Source organism: Pseudomonas lundensis (assembly GCF_015377145.2).
Taxonomy (GTDB): domain Bacteria; phylum Pseudomonadota; class Gammaproteobacteria; order Pseudomonadales; family Pseudomonadaceae; genus Aquipseudomonas; species Aquipseudomonas lundensis.
In genome coordinates this window covers 1,429,505-1,454,297 of the sequence record NZ_CP062158.2, presented here as the reverse complement: position 1 = coordinate 1,454,297, position 24,793 = coordinate 1,429,505, and the positions used below count along the sequence as shown (strand labels likewise).

The 24,793-nt window shown below is 59.2% G+C and carries 25 protein-coding genes; 5 read left to right on the top strand and 20 right to left on the bottom strand.

The window, feature by feature from the left end:
* Nucleotides 1-102: 102 nt before the first annotated feature.
* From fabG to IF654_RS07065, 5 genes are all read right to left on the bottom strand, one after another.
* Complete coding sequence (gene fabG, locus IF654_RS07085; RefSeq protein ID WP_047276236.1) at nucleotides 103-846, bottom strand: 3-oxoacyl-ACP reductase FabG; 744 nt, start codon at nucleotides 844-846, stop codon at nucleotides 103-105.
* Nucleotides 847-862: 16 nt separating this feature from the next.
* Nucleotides 863-1,801: an ACP S-malonyltransferase gene (gene fabD, locus IF654_RS07080; protein ID WP_047280944.1), complete on the bottom strand. Its 939-nt coding sequence runs from the start codon at nucleotides 1,799-1,801 to the stop codon at nucleotides 863-865.
* 126 nt (nucleotides 1,802-1,927) lie between these two features.
* Nucleotides 1,928-2,938 carry a phosphate acyltransferase PlsX gene (plsX, locus tag IF654_RS07075; RefSeq protein ID WP_094988421.1) on the bottom strand — a complete coding sequence of 337 codons (1,011 nt, stop codon included), beginning with the start codon at nucleotides 2,936-2,938 and terminating at the stop codon, nucleotides 1,928-1,930.
* 4 nt (nucleotides 2,939-2,942) lie between these two features.
* Nucleotides 2,943-3,125: a 50S ribosomal protein L32 gene (gene rpmF, locus IF654_RS07070; RefSeq protein WP_003442519.1), complete on the bottom strand. Its 183-nt coding sequence runs from the start codon at nucleotides 3,123-3,125 to the stop codon at nucleotides 2,943-2,945.
* 13 nt (nucleotides 3,126-3,138) lie between these two features.
* Nucleotides 3,139-3,666, bottom strand: a complete 528-nt coding sequence (locus IF654_RS07065; protein ID WP_047276241.1) for a YceD family protein — start codon at nucleotides 3,664-3,666, stop codon at nucleotides 3,139-3,141.
* A gap of 105 nt (nucleotides 3,667-3,771) precedes the next feature.
* Here IF654_RS07065 and IF654_RS07060 point away from each other — a divergent pair, with 105 nt between their 5' ends.
* On the top strand, nucleotides 3,772-4,350 hold the full coding sequence (locus IF654_RS07060; RefSeq protein WP_094988420.1) for a Maf family protein: 579 nt from the start codon (nucleotides 3,772-3,774) through the stop codon (nucleotides 4,348-4,350).
* A gap of 62 nt (nucleotides 4,351-4,412) precedes the next feature.
* On the opposite strand, the gene sppA is transcribed toward IF654_RS07060, so the two are convergent.
* From sppA to rluC, 3 genes are read right to left on the bottom strand one after another with little or no spacing between them, the layout of a single operon-like run.
* Nucleotides 4,413-5,402, bottom strand: coding sequence for a signal peptide peptidase SppA (gene sppA, locus IF654_RS07055; RefSeq protein WP_047276244.1), 990 nt, complete (start codon nucleotides 5,400-5,402; stop codon nucleotides 4,413-4,415).
* 8 nt (nucleotides 5,403-5,410) lie between these two features.
* Complete coding sequence (locus IF654_RS07050; RefSeq protein ID WP_094988419.1) at nucleotides 5,411-6,085, bottom strand: HAD-IA family hydrolase; 675 nt, start codon at nucleotides 6,083-6,085, stop codon at nucleotides 5,411-5,413.
* Nucleotides 6,075-7,031 carry a 23S rRNA pseudouridine(955/2504/2580) synthase RluC gene (rluC, locus tag IF654_RS07045; protein ID WP_047276249.1) on the bottom strand — a complete coding sequence of 319 codons (957 nt, stop codon included), beginning with the start codon at nucleotides 7,029-7,031 and terminating at the stop codon, nucleotides 6,075-6,077. Before rluC ends, IF654_RS07050 begins: the two co-directional genes overlap by 11 nt.
* Nucleotides 7,032-7,742: 711 nt before the next feature.
* On the opposite strand from rluC, the gene rne reads away from it, so the two are divergent.
* Nucleotides 7,743-11,009: a ribonuclease E gene (rne, locus tag IF654_RS07040; RefSeq protein WP_428982815.1), complete on the top strand. Its 3,267-nt coding sequence runs from the start codon at nucleotides 7,743-7,745 to the stop codon at nucleotides 11,007-11,009.
* A 65-nt stretch (nucleotides 11,010-11,074) separates the two neighbouring features.
* Here the strand turns inward: rne and IF654_RS07035 are convergent, their stop codons facing one another.
* The 9 genes from IF654_RS07035 to IF654_RS06995 form a co-directional block, all read right to left on the bottom strand.
* Nucleotides 11,075-11,686: a transglycosylase SLT domain-containing protein gene (locus IF654_RS07035; protein WP_047276253.1), complete on the bottom strand. Its 612-nt coding sequence runs from the start codon at nucleotides 11,684-11,686 to the stop codon at nucleotides 11,075-11,077.
* 44 nt (nucleotides 11,687-11,730) lie between these two features.
* Complete coding sequence (gene murB, locus IF654_RS07030) at nucleotides 11,731-12,750, bottom strand: UDP-N-acetylmuramate dehydrogenase (protein ID WP_194862638.1); 1,020 nt, start codon at nucleotides 12,748-12,750, stop codon at nucleotides 11,731-11,733.
* Nucleotides 12,747-13,211 (bottom strand): low molecular weight protein-tyrosine-phosphatase, encoded by a 465-nt coding sequence (locus IF654_RS07025; protein ID WP_047280947.1) that lies wholly within the window; start codon nucleotides 13,209-13,211, stop codon nucleotides 12,747-12,749. The genes murB and IF654_RS07025 overlap by 4 nt, the downstream gene beginning before the upstream one ends.
* On the bottom strand, nucleotides 13,211-13,975 hold the full coding sequence (gene kdsB, locus IF654_RS07020; protein WP_047276260.1) for a 3-deoxy-manno-octulosonate cytidylyltransferase: 765 nt from the start codon (nucleotides 13,973-13,975) through the stop codon (nucleotides 13,211-13,213). Before kdsB ends, IF654_RS07025 begins: the two co-directional genes overlap by 1 nt.
* Nucleotides 13,972-14,157, bottom strand: a complete 186-nt coding sequence (locus tag IF654_RS07015) for a Trm112 family protein (RefSeq protein ID WP_047276262.1) — start codon at nucleotides 14,155-14,157, stop codon at nucleotides 13,972-13,974. Before IF654_RS07015 ends, kdsB begins: the two co-directional genes overlap by 4 nt.
* A gap of 24 nt (nucleotides 14,158-14,181) precedes the next feature.
* On the bottom strand, nucleotides 14,182-15,192 hold the full coding sequence (lpxK, locus tag IF654_RS07010; RefSeq protein ID WP_047280948.1) for a tetraacyldisaccharide 4'-kinase: 1,011 nt from the start codon (nucleotides 15,190-15,192) through the stop codon (nucleotides 14,182-14,184).
* Nucleotides 15,192-15,620 carry an ExbD/TolR family protein gene (locus IF654_RS07005; RefSeq protein WP_083334056.1) on the bottom strand — a complete coding sequence of 143 codons (429 nt, stop codon included), beginning with the start codon at nucleotides 15,618-15,620 and terminating at the stop codon, nucleotides 15,192-15,194. Before IF654_RS07005 ends, lpxK begins: the two co-directional genes overlap by 1 nt.
* Nucleotides 15,617-16,252, bottom strand: a complete 636-nt coding sequence (locus IF654_RS07000; RefSeq protein WP_047280984.1) for a MotA/TolQ/ExbB proton channel family protein — start codon at nucleotides 16,250-16,252, stop codon at nucleotides 15,617-15,619. Before IF654_RS07000 ends, IF654_RS07005 begins: the two co-directional genes overlap by 4 nt.
* A gap of 76 nt (nucleotides 16,253-16,328) precedes the next feature.
* Nucleotides 16,329-18,551 (bottom strand): DNA internalization-related competence protein ComEC/Rec2, encoded by a 2,223-nt coding sequence (locus tag IF654_RS06995; RefSeq protein ID WP_194862639.1) that lies wholly within the window; start codon nucleotides 18,549-18,551, stop codon nucleotides 16,329-16,331.
* 133 nt (nucleotides 18,552-18,684) lie between these two features.
* Here IF654_RS06995 and IF654_RS06990 point away from each other — a divergent pair, with 133 nt between their 5' ends.
* Nucleotides 18,685-19,200 carry a DUF2062 domain-containing protein gene (locus IF654_RS06990; RefSeq protein ID WP_047280950.1) on the top strand — a complete coding sequence of 172 codons (516 nt, stop codon included), beginning with the start codon at nucleotides 18,685-18,687 and terminating at the stop codon, nucleotides 19,198-19,200.
* A 42-nt stretch (nucleotides 19,201-19,242) separates the two neighbouring features.
* Here the strand turns inward: IF654_RS06990 and IF654_RS06985 are convergent, their stop codons facing one another.
* The 3 genes from IF654_RS06985 to IF654_RS06975 all read right to left on the bottom strand — a co-directional run bounded on the left by IF654_RS06985 (nucleotide 19,243) and on the right by IF654_RS06975 (nucleotide 21,710).
* Complete coding sequence (locus IF654_RS06985; RefSeq protein ID WP_047276272.1) at nucleotides 19,243-20,022, bottom strand: ABC transporter permease; 780 nt, start codon at nucleotides 20,020-20,022, stop codon at nucleotides 19,243-19,245.
* Nucleotides 20,019-20,951, bottom strand: a complete 933-nt coding sequence (locus tag IF654_RS06980) for an ABC transporter ATP-binding protein (RefSeq protein WP_047276274.1) — start codon at nucleotides 20,949-20,951, stop codon at nucleotides 20,019-20,021. The genes IF654_RS06985 and IF654_RS06980 overlap by 4 nt, the downstream gene beginning before the upstream one ends.
* 135 nt (nucleotides 20,952-21,086) lie before the next feature.
* Nucleotides 21,087-21,710, bottom strand: a complete 624-nt coding sequence (locus IF654_RS06975) for a glutathione S-transferase (protein WP_047276275.1) — start codon at nucleotides 21,708-21,710, stop codon at nucleotides 21,087-21,089.
* Between the two features lie 151 nt (nucleotides 21,711-21,861).
* Between IF654_RS06975 and IF654_RS06970 the strand changes: the two genes are divergently transcribed.
* Complete coding sequence (locus tag IF654_RS06970) at nucleotides 21,862-24,309, top strand: acyl-CoA dehydrogenase (protein WP_047277334.1); 2,448 nt, start codon at nucleotides 21,862-21,864, stop codon at nucleotides 24,307-24,309.
* 62 nt (nucleotides 24,310-24,371) lie between these two features.
* Nucleotides 24,372-24,788, top strand: coding sequence for a PA2817 family protein (locus tag IF654_RS06965; protein WP_047276279.1), 417 nt, complete (start codon nucleotides 24,372-24,374; stop codon nucleotides 24,786-24,788).
* The last annotated feature ends 5 nt before the right edge of the window (nucleotides 24,789-24,793 follow it).

Below are 24,793 nucleotides of genomic sequence, written 5' to 3'. Positions count from 1 at the left end.
TTTGCACGTGCCCCGCAATGACCGGCTACCTATAAAAAGATGCAGCTTTATAACGGATTTTAGACAGCTCGTATGACATTTTTTTGAAGCAATCCGTCACATTTAACTCATGTACATCCCGCCGTTGACCGGGATTGTAGCCCCAGTCACGTAAGCTGCGCCGTCCGAAGCCAGGAAAGACACCACATTCGCGATCTCTTGAGCCTGACCCAGACGACCCAGTGGAATCTGTGTCAGCAACGCTTCACGCTGTGCTTCAGGCAATTCGCGCGTCATGTCGGTATCGATAAAACCGGGCGCTACCGAGTTGACCGTGATGGAGCGCGAGCCCACTTCACGCGCCAGAGCACGGCTGAAACCTTCAAGGCCGGCTTTGGCCGCGGCATAGTTTACTTGGCCTGCGTTGCCCATGGCACCCACAACCGAGCCAATGTTGATAATTCGACCCCAACGAGCCTTGGTCATGCCACGCAAAACACCCTTGGACAGGCGGAACAGACTGTTCAGGTTGGTATCGACAACGTCATGCCACTCGTCGTCTTTCATGCGCATCATCAGGTTATCGCGGGTGATACCGGCATTATTGACCAGAATTGCCGGCGCACCGAATTGCTCCTGAATGCTGGCCAACACCGCCGCAACCGATTCGTCATTGGTGACGTTGAGTTCCATGCCGGTGCCTTGAACGCCGTTTTCTTTCAGCGTCGCGGCAATGCGCTCAGCGCCAGAGGCCGAGGTCGCGGTGCCGATGACGATGGCGCCCTGACGCCCCAACTCCAGTGCGATCGCCTGGCCAATGCCACGGCTAGCGCCTGTTACCAGTGCAACTTTACCTTGCAAGCTCATGCAGAATTCTCCTGATTCAGTCCAGTGCCGCACGCGCAGCGGCGAAGGCATCCGGGGTATTCAAATTGTGGGTAGTGACGCCTTCAGCACAACGCTTGCTGATGCCGACCAAAACCTTGCCCGGGCCGCATTCAACCAGATCAACCGGGCCATTGGCCGCCAGGCATTGAACCGACTCAACCCAACGCACAGGCTTGTACAGCTGCTCAAGCAAATCGCGCTTGAGGGTGTCCAGGTCACCGGCCACAGTAGCACTGACGTTTTGCACCAGCGAGATCTTCGGCATTTGCCAGTCAATGGCTTCAATCGACTCGGCAAAACGCTCTGCCGCCGGGCGCATCAGTTCGCAGTGCGACGGCACGCTGACCGGCAATGGCAACGCACGCTTGGCGCCCGCCGCCTTGCACAGCTCCATGGCACGTTCAACCGCCGCCTTGGCACCGGCGATCACCACTTGGCCCGGCGAGTTGAAGTTCACTGCACTGACGACTTCGCCTTGCGCAGCCTCTGCACATGCCTGGATAACAACGGCATCATCAAGGCCCAGAATCGCCGCCATGGCGCCCTGACCGGCCGGAACGGCCTCCTGCATCAGACGGCCACGACGCTCTACCAGCTTGACCGCTTCAGCCAGGGTCAGGCATTCAGCGGCAACCAGTGCGCTGTATTCGCCCAAGCTATGGCCCGCAACATAATCAGGACGCTTGCCACCTTCGGCCAACCACAAGCGCCACAAGGCAATCGAGGCCGTCAGAATCGCAGGCTGGGTGATATCAGTTTGATTGAGCTTCTCGGCAGGGCCTTCCTGGGTCAACGCCCACAGGTCGTAACCCAGAGCGTCAGACGCTTCTTTAAATGTTTCCAGGACCAGCGGATGTGCCGCGCCCAGCTCGGCCAACATGCCGAGGGACTGCGAACCCTGCCCTGGAAAGACGAATGCGAGGGATGTAGACATGTAACAAGCCCCTAATAATCTGGTCGTCGGTGAATTGACGTTCCGCCATTGCGGACGCAAGAAACTGACAGTTGGATGGCTATTTGGACCGAGCGGTCACATTTAAGCACTCGGCCGGCAAAACGCCTACGGTAACAACCCTTCAAGACGCCCATGTAAACGCTTTGGCAGGTCTTCATGGATTTCAATCAATGCGCGCTCTATCGCACTTTGAAAGCCCTGAGCACCTGCCGAACCGTGACTCTTGATCACAATGCCCTGCAACCCTAGAAAACTCGCCCCGTTGTGCCGGGCAGGCGCCAGATCAGCCTGCAGGCGGCGCAACAAAGGCAAGGCCAGCACACCGACAAAACGACCCAAAAGCGTGCGCTTGAACAAGGCTTCAATGCGGCCACCAATCATGGTGGCCAGACCTTCGCTGGACTTGAGCAGGATATTGCCGACAAATCCGTCGCACACGACGACGTCCGCTTCACCCCGATACAGCCCGTCACCCTCGACAAAACCGACGTAATTCAAACCCGGCGCAGCCTGAAGCAGACTGGCGGCCTCCTTGACCTGCTGATTGCCCTTGATGTCTTCCGTACCAATATTGAGCAGCGCCACGCGCGGGCGTTGTGTACCCAGCGCCTGCGCAGCCACCGACCCCATCACGGCAAACTGAAACAACTGCTGCGCAGTGCAGTCGACATTGGCCCCGAGATCCAGCAACTGACAATAGCCTGCCTGCGTCGGCACCGCCGCAACCATTGCCGGACGATCAATACCCGGCAGGGTTTTAAGGACAAACCGCGACAGGGCCATCAATGCACCCGTATTGCCGGAACTCACACACGCCTGCACTTTGCCGTCACGCAACAATTCCAGCGCCACACGCATGGAAGAATCCGGCTTACCACGCAAGGCATGGGACGGCCGTTCACTCATGGCAATGACTTCGGAGGCAGGAGTAATGGTCAGGCGCGAGCGATCCACAGCCGAATGACTGGCGATCAAATCTTCAAGTACGGAGGGTTGACCTACGAGGGTCAGGTGAAGCGAGGGCGTAGCAGATAGGCAAGCGATACATGCCTGAACAATGCTGCGGGGACCGAAGTCCCCGCCCATTGCGTCGATCGCGATGACCTGAACGGACAAGTGATTACTCGTCAGCGCCCTTGTCGATCACTTTACGACCACGGTATACGCCTTCTGGCGATACGTGGTGACGCAGGTGAATTTCACCGGTGGTTTTTTCTACAGACAGCGTGCTAGCCGAAAGAGCATCGTGCGAACGACGCATGTCACGGGCAGAGCGGGATTTTTTGTTCTGCTGAACAGCCATAATTGATTAACTCCTAAACGTTTGGGTCACGCTTTAACTGCGCCAATACACTGAACGGGTTGGACCGCGTTACCTCGTCCTCGCCTGGATCGGGCTCATCGAGACCCGCCGGCTGCTGGCATTCTTCCGGATGATGAGCAGGCACAATGGGCAAGGCGAGCAAAAGCTCCTCCTCGATCAGTGCATGCAGATCCAATGGATCTTCGCCCAGTTCCAGCACGTCATAACCTTTCGGTAACGACTGGGTATTCGCACCCTCTTTCACCACGGCATAACTGCATTCGCTGTGGATCGGCAGGGTGACCAGCTCAAGACAACGCTGGCAAACCATCTTGACCTCGACGTCGATGGAGCTGTGTATTACCACAGATCTTCGCTCGTCGCGCTCAAAAACAAATTTAGCCTGCACCGTACCGACATCGTCGGAAAGCGGGTCGCAGAGTCTCTCCAAATCGGCCAGCAGCACTTCACCTTGAAGGGTAGTGCCACGATCAGCCAATTTGCGCGGGTCAACGTGAGGTGGAATCGGGTCATTCAACATAGGCGCAGCATTCTAGGGACGACCCCCTCACCTGTCAAAGGAAATTGTGCCTGTGCGACATCCCGTACGCCCGCTAGAATCGCCGCTCATCTTCAGGAGACGCGCATGCTGCCTTTATTACTCGCCTCAAGCTCGGTTTATCGCCGCCAATTGCTCGACCGCCTGCGCCTTCCTTTCACGTGCAGCTCACCCGATATTGACGAAGCCCACTCCCCTGACGAGAGCGCAACGGAACTGGTCCGGCGCCTGTCCCTGCAAAAGGCGCAAGCCCTGGCTAGCAGCCACCCACAGCACCTGATCATCGGCTCCGACCAAGTAGCCGTCCTTGACGCAAAGATCCTTGGCAAGCCTCACACCTTTGACAACGCGCGACAGCAACTGCTGGACGCCAGCGGCGCCAGCGTCAGCTTCCTGACCGGCCTGACGCTGCTCAACAGCCAGACCGGCAAGTACCAGACCGACTGCGTACCTTTTACCGTGCACATGCGCCCGCTCACCACGCAGCAGATCGAACGCTACCTGCATGCCGAGCAACCCTACGACTGCGCTGGCAGCTTCAAAGCAGAAGGCCTCGGGGTCAGCCTGTTTGAGCGCACCGAGGGCGATGACGCCACTAGCCTGGTCGGGCTGCCGCTTATCAGCCTTGTGACCATGCTTATTAATGAAGGCATCAGCATCCCCTGACGCCTGGCCCGGACACAAAAAAGCCGACCTTCTCAGGTCGGCTCTTCAAGCGACATTCCCTCTTAGCGAAGGGTCGGGCCCTGAAACCCCATCCACAGGGCGATATGCTCCGCCACGCTGGCACCCAGTTTTTTAGAGAAGCGATCGAACGCCGATTCTTGCACCGTGAAGTCGACCAGCTCTTTCTCACCGATCACATCACGCGCAACAGAACTGGCATTACCCAGCCCATCGATCAACCCCAAAGGCAGTGCCTGCTGTCCCGTCCAGACCAGCCCCGAAAACAGCTCGGGATGCTCTTTATCCTTCAGGCGATCGCCGCGCCCTTGTTTGACGCTGGCAATAAACTGCTCATGGGTAATATTGAGTACGCCCTGCCAGAACTTGGTTTCATCCGGCTTTTCGGGCTCAAACGGATCCAGAAACGCCTTGTGCTCGCCCGAAGTGTAAGCGCGACGCTGCACGCCGAGCTTCTCCATGGCGCCAACAAATCCAAAACCGGCCGCCGTGACACCAATCGAACCCACCAGACTGGCCTTGTCGGCATAAATCTCATCGGCCGCACTGGCAATGTAATAAGCACCTGAAGCGCCCAGATCGGAGATCACCGCATACACCTTGGTCTCGGGGTGCAACCCGCGCAGACGGCGTATTTCGTCGTACACGTAACCCGACTGCACGGGACTGCCGCCCGGGCTATTGATGCGCAGCACCACGCCTTTAACCTTCGGATCGTCAAACGCCGCTTGCAGGCTGGTCACCAGATTGTCGGCGCTGGCCTGCTCTTTGTCGGCGATCACACCCCGCACATCGATCAATGCACTGTAGTGCGTACCCGAAGCGACATTGCGCTCCATCTCCATCAACGGCGTGAAGGTCAACAGCACAGCCACCAGCAACAAGAATGAGAGCAGCTTGAAGAAAATCCCCCAGCGCCGCGCTCGGCGCTGCTCCTGAATACCGGCCAGCAAGGTTTTTTCCAGCAGCTTCCAGCTCTTGTCATCGCCTGCCGCGGGCTCAGCCTCGACAGGCGCCTTCCATTGATCAACCATGCGTTACCTCAGCAAAGACGTGAATGAGCGCGCGCCTCCAACCAGCCACGCAACTCGGGAAAATGATCAACCTCCAGCACCGGGTCAAAGTCGCGCAAACGCTCAATCGACTGAGCCCCGTAACTCACAGCAACCGAATCAATACCGGCATTGCGCGCCATTAGCAGATCAAAGGAGGCATCACCCACCATCAGCGCCTGCTCCGACCGCATGTCGCAGTGCGCGAGAATCTGATTGAGCATCAAGGGATCTGGCTTACTGGCGGTTTCATCGGCGGCGCGGGTCACGTCGAAAAAACGCTCCCAGCCGTGAGCCTTGAGCACGCGATCCAGCCCCCGTCGAGCCTTACCTGTTGCAACAGCCAGACGATAGCCCTGCGCACGAAAAGCCTCAAGCGACTCGGCCACACCGGCAAACAAAGGGGAAGGCTCGGCATCCAGGGCAATATAGGTATTCGCATAGTGCTGACGGAAGGCAATCACCTGCTCTGGCGCCATATCGGGATAAAGCGTCAGAATTGCCTCAGGCAACCCCAGCCCGATAATGCCCTTGATCGCTTCATCATCACGCTCGGCACGCCCCGCGCGCTGCGCAGCCTCTTGCATCGAGGTCACGATACGGCCGATGGAATCCGCCAGCGTGCCATCCCAATCAAAAATCAGCAGCTTGTACTCAGACGACACTCAGTCGCTCCACGGTCTTGGCCCACATGTCGTCGACCGGCGCCTGAAATTTCATTTCGCCCCCATCCGGCATCGGCACCGTCAGCATGTAGGCGTGCAAGAACAAACGCTTGCCACCCAGATCGCGAATTTCTTTCGAGAAACCTTCTTCGCCGTACTTGGTATCGCCCGCAATGCAGTGCCCGGCATGCAACGTGTGCACGCGGATCTGGTGGGTACGACCGGTAATGGGCTTGGCCTCAATCAGGGTGGCAAAGTCGCCGAAGCGACGCAGCACCTTAAACACCGTGACTGATTCCTTACCCTCTTCATTGACTTCAACCATGCGCTCGCCGGAACGCAAGTTGCTTTTCATCAGCGGCGCACGCACCTGCTTGATGGAAGACGCCCAATGACCGCGCACCAGTGCCATGTAGCGCTTGTCGATACCGTCGCCACGCAACGCTTCATGCAAGTGACGCAACATGCTGCGTTTTTTGGCGATCATCAGCAGACCCGAGGTATCACGGTCGAGACGATGCACCAGCTCCAACTCTTTGACATCGGGGCGCAACTGACGAAAGGCTTCAATAACGCCGAAATTAAGACCGCTGCCCCCATGCACCGCAATGCCCGCAGGCTTGTTCAGCACAATCAAGGCCTTGTCTTCGTAGACAATCGCCGCTTCAAGCCGCTGCAACAGCCCTTGCGCCAGCGGCACAGGCTCATCGCGCTCCGGGACTCGCACAGGGGGCACGCGCACGATATCGCCCGCCTGAAGCTTGTACTCAGGCTTGATCCGGCCCTTGTTCACGCGCACTTCGCCTTTACGCAAAATGCGGTAAATCAAGGTCTTGGGAACACCTTTGAGGCGAGCAAGAAGAAAGTTATCAATGCGTTGGCCGGCATATTCCGGCGAGACCTCAAGCAGCTGGACGCTGGGGGTCGGGGGGGTAGTCGTCGTCATGGCGCGGATGATAACAATTTTTTATGGAATTGAAGCACTTAATCATTGCTGCTATAGTCGCGAACGCCGCCAAAAGCGGCCCGGACAGCGGATTAACGGTGTATCGCCGGCCCTGACCAACGCTCTTCACGAGGACGCGAGGCCGTCCTACGGGACTTTTGCTGCAACGGAATGCCTGGAGTTGTAACAAGCGCAGGTGACATGAGGCCTGAAGCGAGCCTGGAAAGCAGAGTGCAAACTCGCCTTTTACGCCGATATTCACGGCCAGTTCACAAAGTGCAGTCAGCCCCGGGGATGCCGAGCGAATGTTTCGGAAACTTCGCCTTTATTAGCCATGATGCGTGGCCTCCCCTTTTGGAGTTCACGGTAAATGCCAACCCGCTGCGGATTCTGCGCGCGGCAGCACCCGAATTATCAGGGATACGTGTAGGGTGGAGATGCACAACCGCCGGACTGTGTAGCAATAGGCTTTATCAAGACGCTTCATCTCGTCCACAGCCGCCGGTTGATTCCTCCTCCTGACCAGACTTTTGCTTAAGGCGGTGCATTAGCACCACAGCAAGCAGGACGCGTTAGTCGCGACTTCGGCCTCCGGGTTGAACATCGCTGGACACTGGAGTGGCCAACTACTCCTGACGCACCTGACACCGACCATGAGAAGTCGTGTGTGCCGAACGCCGTTTCCGGCAGCCCGGAAACCGACGGTACAACATGAAAAGAATGCTGATTAACGCAACTCAACCTGAAGAGTTGCGCGTAGCACTGGTAGATGGCCAACGCCTCTATGACCTGGACATCGAGTCAGGTGCGCGCGAGCAAAAGAAAGCCAACATCTACAAAGGCCGTATTACTCGCATCGAACCCAGCCTTGAGGCTGCCTTTGTCGATTTCGGCTCTGAGCGCCACGGCTTCCTGCCCCTCAAAGAAATCTCCCGCGAATACTTCAAGAAAGCCCCAGAAGGCCGCGTCAATATCAAGGACGTCCTGAGCGAAGGCCAGGAAGTCATCGTTCAGGTCGAGAAAGAAGAGCGTGGCAACAAGGGCGCAGCCCTGACCACGTTCATCAGCCTGGCCGGTCGTTATCTGGTTCTGATGCCGAACAACCCGCGCGCTGGCGGCATCTCGCGCCGCATTGAAGGCGAAGAGCGCAACGAACTGCGTGAAGCGCTGAACGGCCTGATCGCCCCTGCCGACATGGGCCTGATCGTGCGCACTGCCGGCCTGGGCCGCAGCAGCGAAGAAATGCAGTGGGACCTCGACTACCTGCTGCAACTGTGGACCGCCATCAAAGAAGCCTCGCTGGACCGCGCTGCCCCGTTCCTGATCTACCAGGAAAGCAACGTCATCATCCGTGCCATCCGCGATTACCTGCGCCAGGACATCGGTGAAGTTCTGATCGACAGCGTTGAAGCCCAGGACGAAGCCCTGACATTCATTCGCCAGGTGATGCCGCAGTACGCCAGCAAAATCAAACTCTACGAAGACAGCGTTCCGCTGTTCAATCGTTTCCAGATCGAAAGCCAGATCGAGACCGCTTTCCAGCGCGTCGTTGAACTGCCTTCCGGCGGCTCCATCGTTATCGACCCTACCGAAGCCCTGGTGTCCATCGACATCAACTCGGCGCGCGCCACCAAAGGCAGCGATATCGAAGAAACCGCCCTGCAAACCAACCTTGAAGCGGCTGAAGAAATCGCTCGCCAGTTGCGCCTGCGCGACATCGGCGGCCTGATCGTCATCGACTTCATCGACATGACCCCTGCCAAAAACCAGCGCGCCGTGGAAGAGAAAGTCCGCGAATGCCTGGAAGCAGACCGTGCCCGCGTACAGGTCGGCCGCATCTCGCGCTTCGGCTTGCTGGAAATGTCCCGTCAGCGTCTGCGTCCTTCTCTGGGCGAAAGCAGCGGCATCGTATGCCCGCGCTGCAACGGCACCGGCATCATCCGCGACGTCGAGTCCCTGTCGCTGGCCATCCTGCGCCTGATCGAAGAAGAAGCCCTGAAAGACCGTACTGCCGAAGTTCGCGCCCAGGTACCAATCCCGGTTGCTGCGTTCCTGCTTAACGAAAAACGCAACTCGATCACCAAGATCGAACTGCGGACTCGTGCACGCATCGTCATTCTGCCGAACGACCACCTCGAAACGCCTCACTTCGAAGTGCAGCGCCTGCGTGATGACAGCCCGGAAGCCCACACCAATCAGTCCAGCTATGAAATCGCCGCGGCTGCCGCTGAAGTGGAAGAAGTTCAGCCGGCTGCTGCCACCCGCACCCTGGTTCGTCAGGAAGCTGCCGTCAAGACAGCCCCGGCCCGCACCTCGGCGCCGGTCCCGACCGAAGCTGCCGCTGCCGCTGCACCGGCTCCCGCGCCAACCATCGCTGAGCCAAGCCTGTTCAAAGGCCTGGTGAAGTCACTGGTCAGCCTGTTTGCCTCCAAGGAAGAGCCAGCACCGGCCCCGACCGTGGTTGAAAAACCGGCCACTGAACGTCCGCAGCGTAACGAAGAGCGTCGCAACGGCCGCCAGCAAAGCCGCAATCGCAACGGTCGCCGCGACGAAGAGCGCAAGCCTCGCGAAGAGCGTGCACCTCGTGAAGAGCGCGCCCCGCGTGAGCCGCGTGAAGCCCGTGAACCTCGTGAAGAGACACCGGTTGTAGCACGTGAAGAGCGTCAACCTCGTCCACCCCGTGAAGAGCGCGCTCCACGCGCACCGCGTGAAGACCGCAAGCCGCGTGGCGAACGTGAAGAGCGCGTGCGTGAATTGCGCGAACCTCTGGATGCCGCTCCGGCCATCACCCCTGAGCAAGAACGTCCGGCCCGCCCACCCCGTGAAGAGCGTCAACCTCGCCCGCCACGTGAAGAACGCGCCCCTCGCACAGAGCAAGCCGCGCCTGCTGTCGAAGACGAAGCAGCTCTGAGCAACGCCGAACAAATCCAGGATGATGCCCAGGACAACGCCGAGGGCGATCGCCCACGTCGCCGCTCACGCGGTCAGCGTCGTCGCAGCAATCGTCGCGAGCGCCAACGTGATGCCAACGGCAATGTGATCGAAGGCTCGGAAGAAGGCAGCGAAGAAGCCAAAGCTGAAAACGCGCCAGCCACCACAGCTGAACTGGCGGCCGGTCTGGCCGTGACAGAAGCCGTTGCCAGCACTGTAATCAGCGCCCCGGCTGAAGCCCAGGCCAATCAGCAAGCCGAACGGGCGACCGCTGCAACCCAGGAATCGGCTCCGGCTGAAACCGTAGTTGCTGAGCAAACCAAAGCCGTGGCGATTGTTGAAACGCCCGCTGCTTCGGCACCGGTTGTTGAAACGCCTGTTGTTGAAACACCGGTTGTGCAAGCGCCAGTCGTTGAAACTCCCGTGATTGAAGCCACCACACCGGTCGAAGCGGTTAAAGCGCCTGAAGTTGAAGTGGCTCCGGCCCCAGAGACTCAGCCTCAGATCAAGGCCGCTTCCGAGCCTGCGCCTGTGATTGAAGCGCCCGTCGAACTGACAGCAGAGCCTGTTGCAGAGGCCCCAGCGGCAGAGACGCCGGTTGTACAAGCGCCAGTCGTTGAAAAGCCTGCTTTTGAAAAGCGTCCTGAGCCCGTCAAGGAAGCGCGCACCCTGCGCGAACCCGTTGCCGAGCCTGCGATGATTGAAGAAGCACCCGCTGCGCCGCAGCCTGCTGAACCTGAAGTGATCGCCCAACCAGAACCGGTTGAAGTGATTGTGAAGGCTGAGGTGGTTGAAGTGGCTGTCGTTGCAGCGCCTGTGGCAAGCGCCCTGACCAGCAACGGTCGCGCCCCTAACGACCCACGTGAAGTGCGTCGCCGCAAGCGTGAAGCCGCTGCTGCCGCAGCCGCTGCTCAAGCGCAAGCTACCGAGGCCGTTGCAGAGCACACGACGCCAACCGTCGACGAAAACCTGCGTTCCGTCGAAGACCTGGTCGAGCAAAACCCTAAAGCCCTGGAAGAAGAACACGAGCCTAAACCCCTCGCCTGATTCCAGCCGCTGTTAAAAAGCCCCGCCTGAGCAATCAGGCGGGGCTTTTTAATGTCCGTCAAAGCTTAGAAGAACCAGAATGAACGACGCTTGCTCTCTAACTCGCCGCGGCACTGGTTAAGCTGCGCACCGTAGGTTCTGGACTGCTGCTCAACCTTGCGCGCGACCTGCATCAGCCAGGGCTTGGCGCGGTAAGTCCCGCGACTGTAGCCCCCTCGACCTTCGTGATAGGCCAAATACTGGTTATAAGCATCCCACTTGGAAATCCCCAACTGCTGTTGCGTGCCCGCCGTATACCAGCCGATAAAGCGGATGGCGTCCGCAAAGTTGTCCCGCGACCCACTTTTGCCGGTGCTTCTTTCAAAGTCACTCCAGGCGGGAGGCTGAGCCTGAGCATATCCGTAGGAAGGACTCACACGCCCCCAGGGGATGACCCACAACAGATAAGCACGCGGTGGCAGCGCGTCGGCCACGAAACTGCTCTCCTGCTTCATGATTGCCATCGCCACCTGGGGCGGTGTGCCCCATTGACTCTGCATAGCAAGGGAATCTTCATACCAGCGCGGGTATTGCCGGTAGATGTTGCACAGGTTGCCCTGATCCCGCGGAGGTGCAGTGGTGCACCCCGACAGCGCCACCAGAGTCAACGCCAGGGCCCATGCAGGCTTATGTTTCATTGAATGTCCTCAGGGCACTGCCAATGACACCGCGAAGGCGCTCATCAATACAGATTGGGTTCCATCTCAAGCTTCACATTGAACCGCCGGGCGATGTCTTCCTGAATGCGCTGCGCCAGCGATAACAATTGCAAACCAGTTGCCGCGCCATAGTTGACCAACACCAGCGACTGCAAGCGATGGACGCCTGCATCGTCTTCCCGGAAGCCTTTCCAGCCAGCCGTCTCGATCAACCACCCGGCCGCCAGCTTGACCTGGCCATCGGCTTGCGGATAGCCGACGAGGTTGGGGTGGGTCAATTTCAGCTCAGCCGCCATTGCTGAGGACACCACAGGGTTTTTGAAGAAACTCCCGGCATTGCCAAGCACCGCAGGATCAGGCAGTTTTTCGCTGCGGATGCTGCTGATGGCGCGACTGACATCCGTGGCCGTCGGCTGATGGATGCCTTGCTCGCTCAGTCGCTGACGTACCGGGCCGTACTCCAAGTGCAAACGGGCAGCGCGGCTCAGGGCAAAACGGACCCGTAAAATCAACCAGCGCCCCGGATGCTGCTTGAACACGCTGTCGCGGTAACCAAAGTTGCATTCCTCAAGCGTGAAATCACGCAGTTGGCCTGTTTGACGATCCAGCGCCGTCAGCCCGGCAAACACATCCTTGATCTCCACCCCGTAGGCGCCAATGTTCTGCATCGGTGCAGCGCCGACCGTACCGGGGATCAGGCTCAGATTCTCAAGCCCGGCGAACCCCTGGGCCAGGGTCCACAAGACAAAGGCATGCCATACCTCGCCCGCCTCGGCCTCCACCACCACACGCTGCCCGCTGTCCTCGATCACCCGAATGCCGCGCGTGGCCATGCGCAAGACCAGCGCCTGAACATCCTGAGTCAGCAGCACGTTGCTGCCACCGCCAATGACCAGCAACGGCAATTCGCGCTCGGCGCAATACTGCAACGCTTCACGCACCTCGTCATCGTTGTGCGCCTCGGCAAACAGCCGCGCACGCACATCGACACCGAAGCTGTTGAACGGTTTGAGCGACGCATCAACCTGCAACTGCAAACTCATACACGTCCCTTCAATTCGATCACCAGCCCATCACAGGCCGCCTCTATCAAGTCCAGCACTTCTTCAAACCCTTGTTCACCGTCGTAATAAGGGTCGGGAACTTCATGTTTCACGCCCTTATACCGACGCAGGAACAGATCCAGCTCAGCCTTGCCCTTGGCAGGCTGTAGGGCCTTGAGGTCCCGCAGGTTGCTGTTATCCATCGCCAGAATCAGGTCATAGCGCTCGAAATCCTGCGCACGAACCTGTTGTGCTCGTTGCTGCGACAGGTCATAGCCCCGCCGCAGAGCGGCCCGTTGCGTGCGCTTGTCTGGCGGCTCGCCAGCATGCCAGCCGCCAGTCCCGGCCGACGCCACTTCAACCTGCCCTTCCAGACCCGCCTGCTGAAGTCTGTGGCGCAGCACACCTTCGGCCGTCGGCGAACGGCAAATATTGCCCAGGCATACAAACAGGATGCGCATCACGCCTCCAACAAACGCCGAACGCGCTCAAGGTCTTCGGGGGTGTCGACTCCCGCAGGGGGGGCTTGCAGCACATCGGCCACATGAATCCGCACGCCATGCCACAACGCCCGCAGTTGCTCCAGGCGCTCGGTGTTTTCAAGCCAGCACGGCCCCCAACTGACGAAGTCATGCAGGAAGCCCGCCCGGTAGGCGTAGATCCCGATGTGTCGGCGGTAAGGCACGCCCTCAGGCAAACGGTCGGTGCTCAGGGCAAAATCGTCACGCGCCCACGGCAATGTGGCACGGCTAAACGTCAGGGCCAGCCCGTTGACATCGCTGACCACTTTGACCACGTTCGGGTTGAACAAGGTCGCGACGTCTTCAATCGGCTCGGCCAGGGTGGCCATGCTGGCTTCACCATGGGCCGCGAGGTTGACAGCCACCTGGTCAATCACTTGCGGCGGGATCAGCGGCTCATCACCCTGAACGTTGACTACGATCGCATCACTGGCCAGGCCCAATTGCGTGGCCACTTCGGCCAGACGATCGGTGCCTGACTCATGGTCGGCCCGGGTCAACAGCACCTCGGCGCCAAACGCCTTGCAGGCTTCGACGATGCGCGCGTCATCGGTGGCGACCACAACACGCTGCGCACTGCTTTTGCACGCCTGTTCCCAAACATGCTGGACCATGGGTTTGCCCGCAATCATTTGCAACGGCTTGCCGGGCAAACGCGTCGAAGCAAAACGCGAGGGGATGACGACCGTAAAAACCGGAATCATTTATCCAGACGCTCATCATCGGTGAGGGTGCGGGCTTCGGTTTCCAGCATGACCGGAATGCCATCACGGATCGGGTACGCAAGACCGGCGCCCTTGCTGATCAGCTCCGTTTTGTCGGCGCTGAGCTTGAGCGGGCCTTTGCAAACCGGGCAGGCAAGGATGTCGAGCAATTTGGTGTCCATAAGGTTTCCCTGAATAAAGATGAGTTAGGGCAAAAAACGATCAGGCAAAAGACGCAATAACTGTTGATCCAACCAGAGCGCGAAGGCTTCTGAAGGTACAGCGTCTACCGCCAGATACCACCAGTTCGGCGCGGCAAAGTCGCGGCATTTCACCGCATCCTTCTCCGTCATGACCAGCGGCAGGTCCGGCTTGAAATTCAGAACTTCAGCACTGTAGGGCGCATGGTCGGCAAACGCGTGGGCAATTGGCCGCCAGTGTAGCGTTTCAAGGGTTTTGAAAAAACGCTGCGGGTTACCGATACCGGCCACCGCGTGCAGTGCTTGCTCAGGAGGAAAATAATCCAGTGCCTGACGCTCACCCGTGCGCACGTTGATGAGCGCTGTCGGCTGCAACTGAAAGGCAAAACCTAGGGCAGGGTCTGTTTGGGCGCCGTTGTACAGCACCGCATCGACACTGCTGAGGCGTTCAGCCGGTTCACGCAGCGGGCCGGCTGGCAGGCAGCGGCCGTTACCCAGGCCGCGCGCGTTATCGATCAACACCAGTTCCAGATCGCGGGCCAGCCGGTAATGTTGCAGACCGTCATCAGACAGGATCACGTCCAGCGGCTCAGTGGCCAACAGCGTTTTCACCGCACGGCTGCGATCCGGGTCGATCATTAACGGCACGCCCGTGCGCTGCACAATCAACAACGGCTCATCCCCCGCCTCTGCGGCCGGTTGATCCGCCGTGACCCGCCAAGGGAACTGCCCCGGTCTGGCGCCGTATCCCCGGCTGACCACCCCGACCCGCAGCCCTTTACGTTGGCAATGCGCGATCAGCCACAGGATCAAAGGCGTTTTGCCTGTGCCTCCCACGGTGATATTGCCCACGACTACGACAGGCACCGGGGCTCGATAAATGTCGCCCTGCCCGGCCATAAAACGCGCACGTTTGCCGTTCACCACACGCCGGTAGAGGCATTCGAGCGGTCTTAATAGTGTCAGCAAGGGGTGCCCGGTGTACCAGGCCCGCAACAAACGATCGGACATGGCCATCAGGGATTCACCTGCGCCTCGACCGTGGTCATGCGCAAATGGCTGAACCCCAGTTTGCCCGCTGCATCCATGGCGGTTACCACGGCCTGGTGCTGGGTTTTGCCATCCGCACTGATCGACAAAGGCAATGACGTGTCCCCGCCGGATTCTTTCTGCAGGGCTTCCATCAGGCTGGCCAGATCATTTTTCGGCAATAACTGGTTATTCACCGAAAACACGCCGTCCGCGCTGATGGCGATATCCAGCTGTTTAACGGTTTGATCTTCGCTCGGGGAGCCACTCACCGCTTCAGGCAGGTCAACCCGCAGTTGGGTTTCACGGGTGAAGGTGGTGGTCACGACGAAAAACAGCAGCAGGATAAACACCACGTCGATCAGCGAAGCGAGGTTGATATCCACCGTTTCTCGTGGCTTGCGGCGAAATTTCACGCTGTGCTCCCGGCCATGTCGACTTCGCGGTCGCCTTGAACGACTTCAACCAGTTTGATGGCTTCCTGCTCCATGCCGACCACCAGCTCGTCGACGCGGCGCTGCAGGAAACGATGGAAGAACACCGCCGGGATACCCACCATCAGGCCCGCTGCCGTGGTGATCAACGCTTTGGAGATACCGCCTGCCAGGATTGCAGCATTGGTGCTCATGCCCGAGCCCATGAATGAGCTGAAAATATCGATCATGCCCAGTACGGTGCCCAGCAGGCCCAGCAACGGGGCCATGGCGGCGATCGTGCCCAGCGCGTTGAGGTAGCGCTCCAGTTCGTGAATCACCCGGGCAGCCGCCTCCTCAATGCACTCTTTCATGATCTCGCGACCGTGACGGGAATTGGCCAGACCCGCCGCAAGGATTTCACCCAGCGGCGAATCAGCACGCAGTTGTTTGAGTTTCTCTTTGTCCAGCTGCTTGTCTTTGATCCAGACCCAAACTTGCCCCAAGAGATGAGGCGGCGTCACGCGGCTGGCGCGTAATGTCCAAAGACGCTCGACAATAATGCCCAGCGCGGCAACAGAGCTCAGAATGATCGGCAGCATCATCCAGCCACCGGATTTGACCAGTTCCCACACAGTGACAATCCCCTCGAAAAAGTGCGCCACTCTACCATAGGATTGGCTCGCCGCTCAGGCACGCACAAAACCCCTGTCACCCGTCAAGGCGCCAGAACCTGCGTTGTTGACGCTCGCCCAGGGCCACCCCCTTCGCCCCCAGGCTCAAACGCACGGCGCCTTGTTCTGCACTGTCGAGCACCGTCATGCCCAACGCCCGGTAACGAGCCAATACCTGAGGGTGCGGGTGACCAAAACTGTTGCCAGCCCCGCGTGAAATCAAGACATGTTGCGCAGACAGCGCGTTCAGAAACACCCGGGACGACGAGGTGCGGCTGCCGTGATGCGGAGCTTGCAACCACTGTACCGGGACCGCCAAAGGGCTGCGCAAAAAAGCCCGCTCAGCCTGCGCGTCGATGTCTCCGGTCAGCAATAGCCGCTCATCGCCAGCCTGTACCAAGAGCACACAGGACTTTTGGTTGCCGTTGCTGGCGTCCGGCCATTGCCAAAGCGAGAAGCGCACACCGTCCCACTCCCAGCCGTCTTGCGCGGCGCAAGGTTGAGCCTGTAACTGAGCGGGCAAACCGGGTACGTCGCCGCTGATCACCTGCTTGACGTTCAGCGCTCGCTGGACCGCCAACGCCCCCCCTGCGTGGTCTGAGTCGGCATGGCTGATCAGCATCAAATCCAGCTCATGGATGCCTTGCGAGCGCAGAAAAGGTACGACCACCCGCTCCCCCTGATCCAGATCCCGAAGCGTGGGGCCCGCGTCATAAAGCAGGGTGTGGTGGCGCGTGCGCAACAGCATGGCCAACCCTTGCCCGACGTCCAGTTGCCAGACCTCAACCTGACCGTGCGGGACCTGCTCGCGCGGCGCAAGCAACGCCAATGCCAGCAGCGGCCACCCCAATGGCCTCAGCGCAACGCCCGCCGGCAACAGCAGCATCACAACCCCTGCCGCCGTCAGCACCCAAATGCCGATCGGTACGGCTGGCGGCAACCAGGCCGGGAATGTCCCCGCCAACCAGGTCAAACCGCGTATCAACACGTCCAGCAGACCGCCGGACACCCAGAGTAACCCCTCTCCCAGCCAGGGCACGGGCAGCAAGAAGGTGCCCAGCAACGCTGAGGGCAACACCAGCAGGCTGATCCACGGCACCGCCACCAGGTTCGCCAGCGGGCCGGTCGCACTCACGGGTAACGCCAAGGCCCACATCACGGGAAACAGCCCCAGGGCAATCAGGCCGTGTGGCCTTGTCCAGGCAGACCACTGACTCCACGCCCCCAAACGCCCGCTGAACGTAAAAATCAGCACGGCAACCGCTGCAAATGAAAGCCAAAAACCAGGCATCAGGCTGGCTAACGGCTCCACCAGCAACACCGCATTCAACGCCAGCAAAAATGGCAACCACACCCCTAAATGCCGAAAGCGCAGACGCCATAACAGCACCAGCCCCAGCATCACGCAGGCGCGCTGCACTGGCACTCCAAATCCGGCCAACAGGCCATAACTGACCGCCCCCACAAACGCCATACCACACGCCCAAGGCAGCCACGGCCAGCCTCGGGGCCATATGCCATAACGCGCGAGCAGTGCGATCAGCCCGTAGAGCAATCCGGCAAACAAACCAATGTGCTGCCCCGAGATCACCAATAAATGCACGGTGCCTGTGGTTTGCAGCAGTTTCCAGTCTTCGCGATCCAGACCGGAGCCGTCCCCCATCACCAGCGCCGCCAGCCAAGGCGCCCGGCCATGGGCCTCGACACTCAACAAACGTTGACGCAACCCGTCGCGCCACGCAGCAGAGGCTGTCGCCAGCCGCTGCCCGTCCTTGACCGTTCCGGTTGCGCCTATCCGCTTGCTGAGCAACCACGCCTCGTAATCAAACCCCTGAGGATTAAGCAGACCCCGCGGCTTTTTCAGCTTCACGGCCAGGCGCCAGCGTTCGCCACTGTTAACCGGCGGACCACCCTGCCAGCTCAAGCGAAGCGTGCGCGGCAACTCAGCCCGACGAGAGACGGGCGTATCGATGTCAAACCCTACGTAGGACGCCGTGCGTTGCGGCAACCCGGTCACCCGCCCTTCAATCCAGAGGGTGCGACCGTCGAGGGCATCCGACAGGCGGTCATCCAGCGCCGACTGCCCCTGCACGCACGCCCACACCAACCCCAGCAGCCACAACCCGACCGGGTACGTTCGAAAAAACATCAGCCCTACTGCAAGGCCGCACAACACCCCTAACCACCCTGCCGGGGGCAGTACCGGCAAATACCCCAACGCCATCAACCCCAGCGCCAGCCCTGTCATCCCTGTGTACATAGCCCGCCCAAAAAATCCCTTTCACACGGATTAGTTCATCAGGGCAAACGACGCTTTAATAATTGTCACAAAGTCTGAATAGGCATAAGGCCGAATTTGGGCATACTGGCCCATTCACCCCAGGGAGAGGCCCATGCCACGGCGTTTATTCAAACGTTACATGCCAGATCCGGCAAGCATCAGGGAACACAAATCCTTACGATTTATGGGCACCCTGCTTCATGATCCAAACCTGTGGCACCTGAACCGGCACTCCGTATCCCGCGCCATGGCCGTGGGCATATTCGCCGCATTCATTCCCATGCCGTTTCAAATGCTGCTGGCCGCGTTCCTCGCAATCACCGTGCGCAGCAACATGCCCATTTCGGTCGGACTGGTGTGGCTGACCAACCCGATCACCATGCCACCGGTGTTTTATTGCACCTACAAACTCGGCGCGTGGCTAATGGACGTACCGGTACGTAAATTACCGGACGACCTGACCTGGGAGTGGATCAGCGGGCAGCTGTCTACGCTCTGGCAACCCTTCTTGCTCGGTTCGGTGGTGTGCGGCGTGGTGTTGGGTGCGCTGGCCTATTGCTTGACACAGCTGTATTGGCGTTGGTGGGTGAGCCGCCAATGGAAGCGCCGGCAAAACAATCGCCCATAAAAAAGACCCCGTTCGGGGTCTTTTTGCAAAGCGCGGAACGTATTACTGACGCATGCCGCGACCGCTGACCAGTAAGCGGGCGCACAAGACGTACAACACCACGGTCGCCACCACCATAAAGGTCAAGGCCACGCTGATTTTGATGTCAGACACCCCCAGAATGCCGTAGCGGAAGGCGTTCACCATGTGCAACACCGGGTTGGCCATCGACACCGTCTGCCAGAACGGCGGCAGCAACGAGATCGAATAGAACACCCCGCCCAGATAAGTCAACGGCGTGAGCACGAACGTGGGAATGATCGAAATATCATCGAAATTGCGTGCAAACACGGCGTTAACGAAGCCCAACAGCGAAAAAATGGTCGCCGTCAGCAATACCACGGCCACCGTCAACCCCAGGTGATGCACCTGCAAGTGGGTGAAAAAGAGCGACAGCAACGTCACGATCACGCCCACCATCAAGCCTCGTAGAATCCCGCCCACGGTGTAGCCGATCAAAATGGTGTGCGGCGATACCGGCGACACCATCAATTCCTCGATGGAGCGCTGGAACTTGCTGCCAAAAAAGCTCGATACCACGTTGCCGTAGGAGTTGGTGATCACAGACATCATGATCAGGCCGGGCACGATGTACTCCATATAGGTGAAACCACCCATATCGCCGATTTGTCGGCCAATCAGGTTACCGAAGATCACAAAGTACAGAACCATGGTGATCGCTGGCGGCAGCAACGTTTGCGGCCAGATGCGCATGAAACGGCGCACTTCGCGGTAAACAATGGTGTTCAACGCAATCAGATTGGGGCGCAGCTCCGAGCTCATATCGCCACCTTCGCCAGATTTTTCTCGACCAACGACACAAACAACTCCTCAAGGCGATTGGTTTTATTGCGCAAGCTCACCACTTCAATCTGCTGGGCAGCCAGTTGGGTGAACAAACCGGTAATGCCGACCTGTTTGTCCACCTGAACTTCCAGCGTCACGCTGTCGAGCAATTGACTCGGGTAACCGATCAGCTGCGGCGCTGCCTGCAATGGGGTTTTCAGGTCCAGCAGGAAGGTTTCGACATGCAGCTGGCCCAACAACTGGCGCATGCTGGTGTTTTCAACGATGGTGCCGTGATCGATGATGCCGATGTTGCGGCACAGTTGCTCAGCCTCTTCCAGGTAGTGGGTGGTGAGGATGATGGTGGTGCCCTGCTCGTTCAGCTCGGTAAGGAACGTCCACATCGAACGACGCAGCTCAATGTCGACCCCCGCCGTCGGCTCGTCGAGAATCAACAGGCGCGGCTCGTGCACCAGGGCGCGAGCAATCATCAGGCGGCGTTTCATGCCCCCTGACAATGAGCGCGAGGGCGTGTCGCGCTTGTCCCACAATCCGAGCTGGGTCAGGTATTTCTCAGCGCGTTCCTTGGCGACTTTGGGCGCAATGCCGTAATAACCCGCCTGGGTCACGACGATGTCGAAGGTCTTTTCAAACTGGTTGAAGTTGAACTCCTGGGGCACCACACCGATGCAACGCTTCAAGGCGGCGGGTTCGCGGTCCAGGTCATGGCCGAACACATTCACCGTGCCGCTGGTTTTGTTCACCAGCGTCGAGAGAATGCCAATGGTTGTGGATTTGCCGGCGCCGTTGGGGCCAAGCAATGCGAAAAAATCACCTTCAGAAACATCCAGATCGATACCACTCAGGGCCTGGAAACCGTTGCCGTAGGTTTTGGTTAGCTGCCGTATGGACAGAGCGGAACTCATATCTGATTACGCACCAAGATGGGGGAATAGGAGGTGTAAGTATGGGCGAGCCGTCTGTCATACAAGTCCGACACGCTGGCAGCATGGTGCTTGGCCTCGACGCACAAGTACAGTCGCCCGTATTAATAGTGAGTATTAAGTCAACGCGGTCATGACCGCATGGCGGTAGCACGGGCGCAGTTTCAGGCGCTCATACCACGCTTCCAAATGCGGCATTGAAGGGCGCTCAATGGGCATTTCAAACCAGGCATAAATGAATGACCCCAGCGGAATGTCGCCCATGCCAATTTCATCACCCGACAAATAAGGTTTTTCCGACAAGGCCTGATCCACAATCGACAGCAACTCTGCGCACGTTTTACTCGCACCGTTGATCAACACCCAGTCCTGCTGCTCGGCTGGCGTACGCAACATCCCCCAGAACAGATCGCGGAAAGGCCCTGCAAATGTCGACGTGGTCCAGTCCATCCACTTGTCTGCCTGTGCGCGCACGCACACATCGCGCTGATACCAGGAAGTGTCTGAGCCATAACGGGCAGCCAGATACCGCACGATGGCGTTGGATTCCCACAACACGAAACCGTCGTCTTCAATCATCGGCACCCGACCGTTGGGGTTTAACGCCCGGTACTGTGGGCTATCGACCACCCCAAACGCACCACCGGCCTCTTCTCGGTCGTAAGGCAAGGCCAACTCTTCGGCACACCACAGGACTTTTCTGACATTGGATGAATTCTTGCGACCCCACACTTTCAGCATGACTCAACTCCTGATTGATAGACGCCGCAGGAGTCTAACCCCACAGGACGAACTCCGCCTCCCGGGTGAGGTCACTATCCATAGCACCCCGAACAAGACTTGCGACTAAGCTCTAGAAGGTTCCCGCCACTGGTTTCACGGAGGATTGAATATGCTGTTGTTGTGGATTGTGGTTTTAATCGTTGGCGTCGCCTGGCTGGCGCATCGCCGCGTTGCACCGCTGCCCGCCATGGGCGTGGTGGCTGTCTATCTCGTGGCCATGGCCATTTTCAGCCATGCACCGGGCTGGCTGCTGGGGATCTTCTGGATTCTGCTGGCGATACCGGCCGCGCTGTTGTTGCTGCCTGATCTGCGGCGCAAGGTGTTCACCGCCCCGCTGTTCAACTGGTTTCAAAAAACCCTGCCACCCATGTCGCAAACCGAGCGCGACGCCATCGACGCTGGCACCGTGTGGTGGGATGGCGAATTGTTCAGCGGTCGTCCCGACTGGAATCAGTTGCTGGCTTATCCCAAAGTCCAGCTGACCGATGAAGAACAGGCCTTTATTGACGGCCCCACCGAAGAACTGTGCGCCATGGTCTCGGACTGGGACATCGGCCAGCGCATGGACTTGCCCCCTGAAGCCTGGGCGCACATCAAGCAACACGGTTTCTTTGCACTGATCATTCCCAAGGAGTTTGGCGGCAAGGGCTTTTCGGCGTATGCGCATTCACAGGTGGCCATGAAACTCGCCACCCGCAGTGGCGACCTGGCGTCCACGGTGATGGTGCCCAACTCCCTCGGCCCGGCTGAATTGCTGCTGCACTACGGCACGGATGAACAGCGCAACCACTACCTGCCCCGCTTGGCCCGGGGCGACGACATCCCGTGCTTCGCCCTCACCGGCCCGCTTGCTGGTTCTGACGCGGGCGCCATGCCCGACACCGGCATCATTTGCAAAGGCCAGTGGCAAGGCGAGGAAGTTATCGGTCTGCGTCTGAATTGGGAAAAGCGCTACATCACGCTCGGCCCGGTCGCCACGCTGCTGGGCCTGGCCTTCAAGGCCCATGACCCCGACCACTTGTTGGGTGAGGAAGAAGATCTGGGCATCAGTCTCGCGCTGATTCCGACCGACACTCCAGGGGTCGAGATTGGCCGACGCCATCTGCCCCTGGGTGCAGCCTTCATGAATGGCCCCAACTCGGGCAAAGACGTGTTTATTCCGCTGGACTACCTGATTGGCGGGCAGGAGATGCTCGGCAAGGGCTGGATGATGCTGATGAACTGCCTGTCCGTGGGCCGTTCGATTTCCCTCCCGGCCGTAGGCACCGGCGCAGCCAAGTTCACCAGCCTGGTCACCGGGCAATACGCTCAGGTGCGCGAACAGTTCAACGTGCCCCTCGCAGCGTTCGAAGGCATTCAGGAAGCGCTGGCCCGTATCGGCGGCAATGCCTGGTTGATGGACAGCGCCCGCATGCTGACGGCCAATGCCGTCGATCTGGGGGAAAAACCGTCCGTGTTGTCGGCCATCCTCAAATACCACCTCACCGAGCGTGGCCGCGAATGCATCAGCCACGCCATGGACGTGCACGGCGGCAAAGGCATCATCATGGGGCCCAACAACTATTTGGGTCGCAGCTGGCAAGGGGCGCCGATCTTCATCACCGTGGAAGGCGCGAACATTCTGTCGCGCAACCTGATGATCTTCGGCCAGGGTGCCATTCGCTGCCACCCGTTTGTACTCAAGGAAATGGCACTGGCCGGGCGCGAGGACCACGAACAGGCCCTGCGCGAGTTTGATGACCTGCTGCTCAAACACATCGGTTTTGCTGTCAGCAACGCCGCTAGTACGCTGGTCTTGAACCTGGGGCTGGGTCGCTTCGAACACGCACCGGGCAACGCGTTGAGCCAAGGCTATTTCCGCGCCTTGAACCGTCAGGCTGCAGCGTTCGCGATGCTGGCAGACCTGAGCATGATGCTGCTGGGTGGCGAACTTAAACGTCGCGAACGCCTGTCGGCGCGTCTGGGCGATGTGCTCAGCCATATGTACCTGGCCAGCGCAGCCCTCAAGCGCTATCACGATCTGGATTCACCCGAGCATCTGAACCCGCTGTTTACCTGGGCCATGGAAGAAAGCCTGGGACAGGCCGAGCGGGCACTGGATCAATTGCTGAAAAACTTCCCGAGCCGCACTTTGGGCTGGCTGCTGCGCGGGGTTGTCTTCCCGTTTGGCCGACGTCACACCGGGCCGGACGATGCACTGGACGCCGAGGTGGCCGCCGTATTGGGACGCGCCAAAGGCGATCCGACACTGGAGGCCGTACTAGCCGGGTGCTATCGCCCGCAATCGGCTGACGATCCGGTCGGCGCCTTGCAACATGCCAGTCAACTGCTTAGCGCCGCCCAACCGCTGTTCAAAAAACTCCATCAAGGGCTCAAAAGCGGCCAGGTCAAACCGGCCGCAGGGGAACATGCGATTGATGCGGCGCTCACCGCTGGCGTGCTGCAACCGGCCGAGGCGCAGACCCTGCGCGAGGCCGAGGCGGCACGTCGCAAGGTGATCGACGTCGACGATTTCTCGAAGGAAGCACTCACCCACAGCGAAGGAAAAGTTCGATAGCACGACAGCAGGCGCGCGGAGCTTTATACTCCCGCGCCCGTTTTGCTTTAGAGGACACCGCAATGGCCACCAACGATCTCAACCACAACCTCGTGTTGCTCGACATTCTGCGCAGCATTCTGGTTGCTGTCGGTGATGCCGAGCAGATCCCCGAAGAAAGCCACGCATTGTTTATCGAACGGTTCGACGAAATGCGCAGCGCATTGCCGGTCGATCCGATCGAGAGTCAGTACCTGGGCCAGGACATCATGTGCCAGGTGATCGAACGCTACCCGCAAATCGCTCACCTGGTGCCCCGCGATCTGCTGTGGTACTTCGGCGGTGCATGCTTCAACTTCCTGTCCGATGAAGAACTGGACATGTATGAGGCGCTTGAAGAGCGCCGTCATGAAGCCGAAGAAAACGGCGAACCGTTCGACTGGAATCAGGAAAAGCAGTTCATGGCGTTGCCGACAGGCGAAGACAGCCCGCAACACTGATCGGC

What these genes read in the sequence shown, in the direction of transcription:
- fabG (WP_047276236.1), bottom strand. Translation starts at nt 846, where the DNA reads ATGAGCTTGCAAGGTAAAGTTGCACTGGTAACAGGCGCTAGCCGTGGC.
- fabD (WP_047280944.1), bottom strand. Translation starts at nt 1,801, where the DNA reads ATGTCTACATCCCTCGCATTCGTCTTTCCAGGGCAGGGTTCGCAGTCC.
- rpmF (WP_003442519.1), bottom strand. Translation starts at nt 3,125, where the DNA reads ATGGCTGTTCAGCAGAACAAAAAATCCCGCTCTGCCCGTGACATGCGT.
- IF654_RS07065 (WP_047276241.1), bottom strand. Translation starts at nt 3,666, where the DNA reads ATGTTGAATGACCCGATTCCACCTCACGTTGACCCGCGCAAATTGGCT.
- IF654_RS07060 (WP_094988420.1), top strand. Translation starts at nt 3,772, where the DNA reads ATGCTGCCTTTATTACTCGCCTCAAGCTCGGTTTATCGCCGCCAATTG.
- sppA (WP_047276244.1), bottom strand. Translation starts at nt 5,402, where the DNA reads ATGGTTGATCAATGGAAGGCGCCTGTCGAGGCTGAGCCCGCGGCAGGC.
- rluC (WP_047276249.1), bottom strand. Translation starts at nt 7,031, where the DNA reads ATGACGACGACTACCCCCCCGACCCCCAGCGTCCAGCTGCTTGAGGTC.
- rne (WP_428982815.1), top strand. Translation starts at nt 7,743, where the DNA reads ATGAAAAGAATGCTGATTAACGCAACTCAACCTGAAGAGTTGCGCGTA.
- IF654_RS07035 (WP_047276253.1), bottom strand. Translation starts at nt 11,686, where the DNA reads ATGAAACATAAGCCTGCATGGGCCCTGGCGTTGACTCTGGTGGCGCTG.
- murB (WP_194862638.1), bottom strand. Translation starts at nt 12,750, where the DNA reads ATGAGTTTGCAGTTGCAGGTTGATGCGTCGCTCAAACCGTTCAACAGC.
- IF654_RS07025 (WP_047280947.1), bottom strand. Translation starts at nt 13,211, where the DNA reads ATGCGCATCCTGTTTGTATGCCTGGGCAATATTTGCCGTTCGCCGACG.
- kdsB (WP_047276260.1), bottom strand. Translation starts at nt 13,975, where the DNA reads ATGATTCCGGTTTTTACGGTCGTCATCCCCTCGCGTTTTGCTTCGACG.
- IF654_RS07015 (WP_047276262.1), bottom strand. Translation starts at nt 14,157, where the DNA reads ATGGACACCAAATTGCTCGACATCCTTGCCTGCCCGGTTTGCAAAGGC.
- lpxK (WP_047280948.1), bottom strand. Translation starts at nt 15,192, where the DNA reads ATGGCCATGTCCGATCGTTTGTTGCGGGCCTGGTACACCGGGCACCCC.
- IF654_RS06995 (WP_194862639.1), bottom strand. Translation starts at nt 18,551, where the DNA reads ATGTACACAGGGATGACAGGGCTGGCGCTGGGGTTGATGGCGTTGGGG.
- IF654_RS06990 (WP_047280950.1), top strand. Translation starts at nt 18,685, where the DNA reads ATGCCACGGCGTTTATTCAAACGTTACATGCCAGATCCGGCAAGCATC.
- IF654_RS06985 (WP_047276272.1), bottom strand. Translation starts at nt 20,022, where the DNA reads ATGAGCTCGGAGCTGCGCCCCAATCTGATTGCGTTGAACACCATTGTT.
- IF654_RS06980 (WP_047276274.1), bottom strand. Translation starts at nt 20,951, where the DNA reads ATGAGTTCCGCTCTGTCCATACGGCAGCTAACCAAAACCTACGGCAAC.
- IF654_RS06975 (WP_047276275.1), bottom strand. Translation starts at nt 21,710, where the DNA reads ATGCTGAAAGTGTGGGGTCGCAAGAATTCATCCAATGTCAGAAAAGTC.
- IF654_RS06970 (WP_047277334.1), top strand. Translation starts at nt 21,862, where the DNA reads ATGCTGTTGTTGTGGATTGTGGTTTTAATCGTTGGCGTCGCCTGGCTG.
- IF654_RS06965 (WP_047276279.1), top strand. Translation starts at nt 24,372, where the DNA reads ATGGCCACCAACGATCTCAACCACAACCTCGTGTTGCTCGACATTCTG.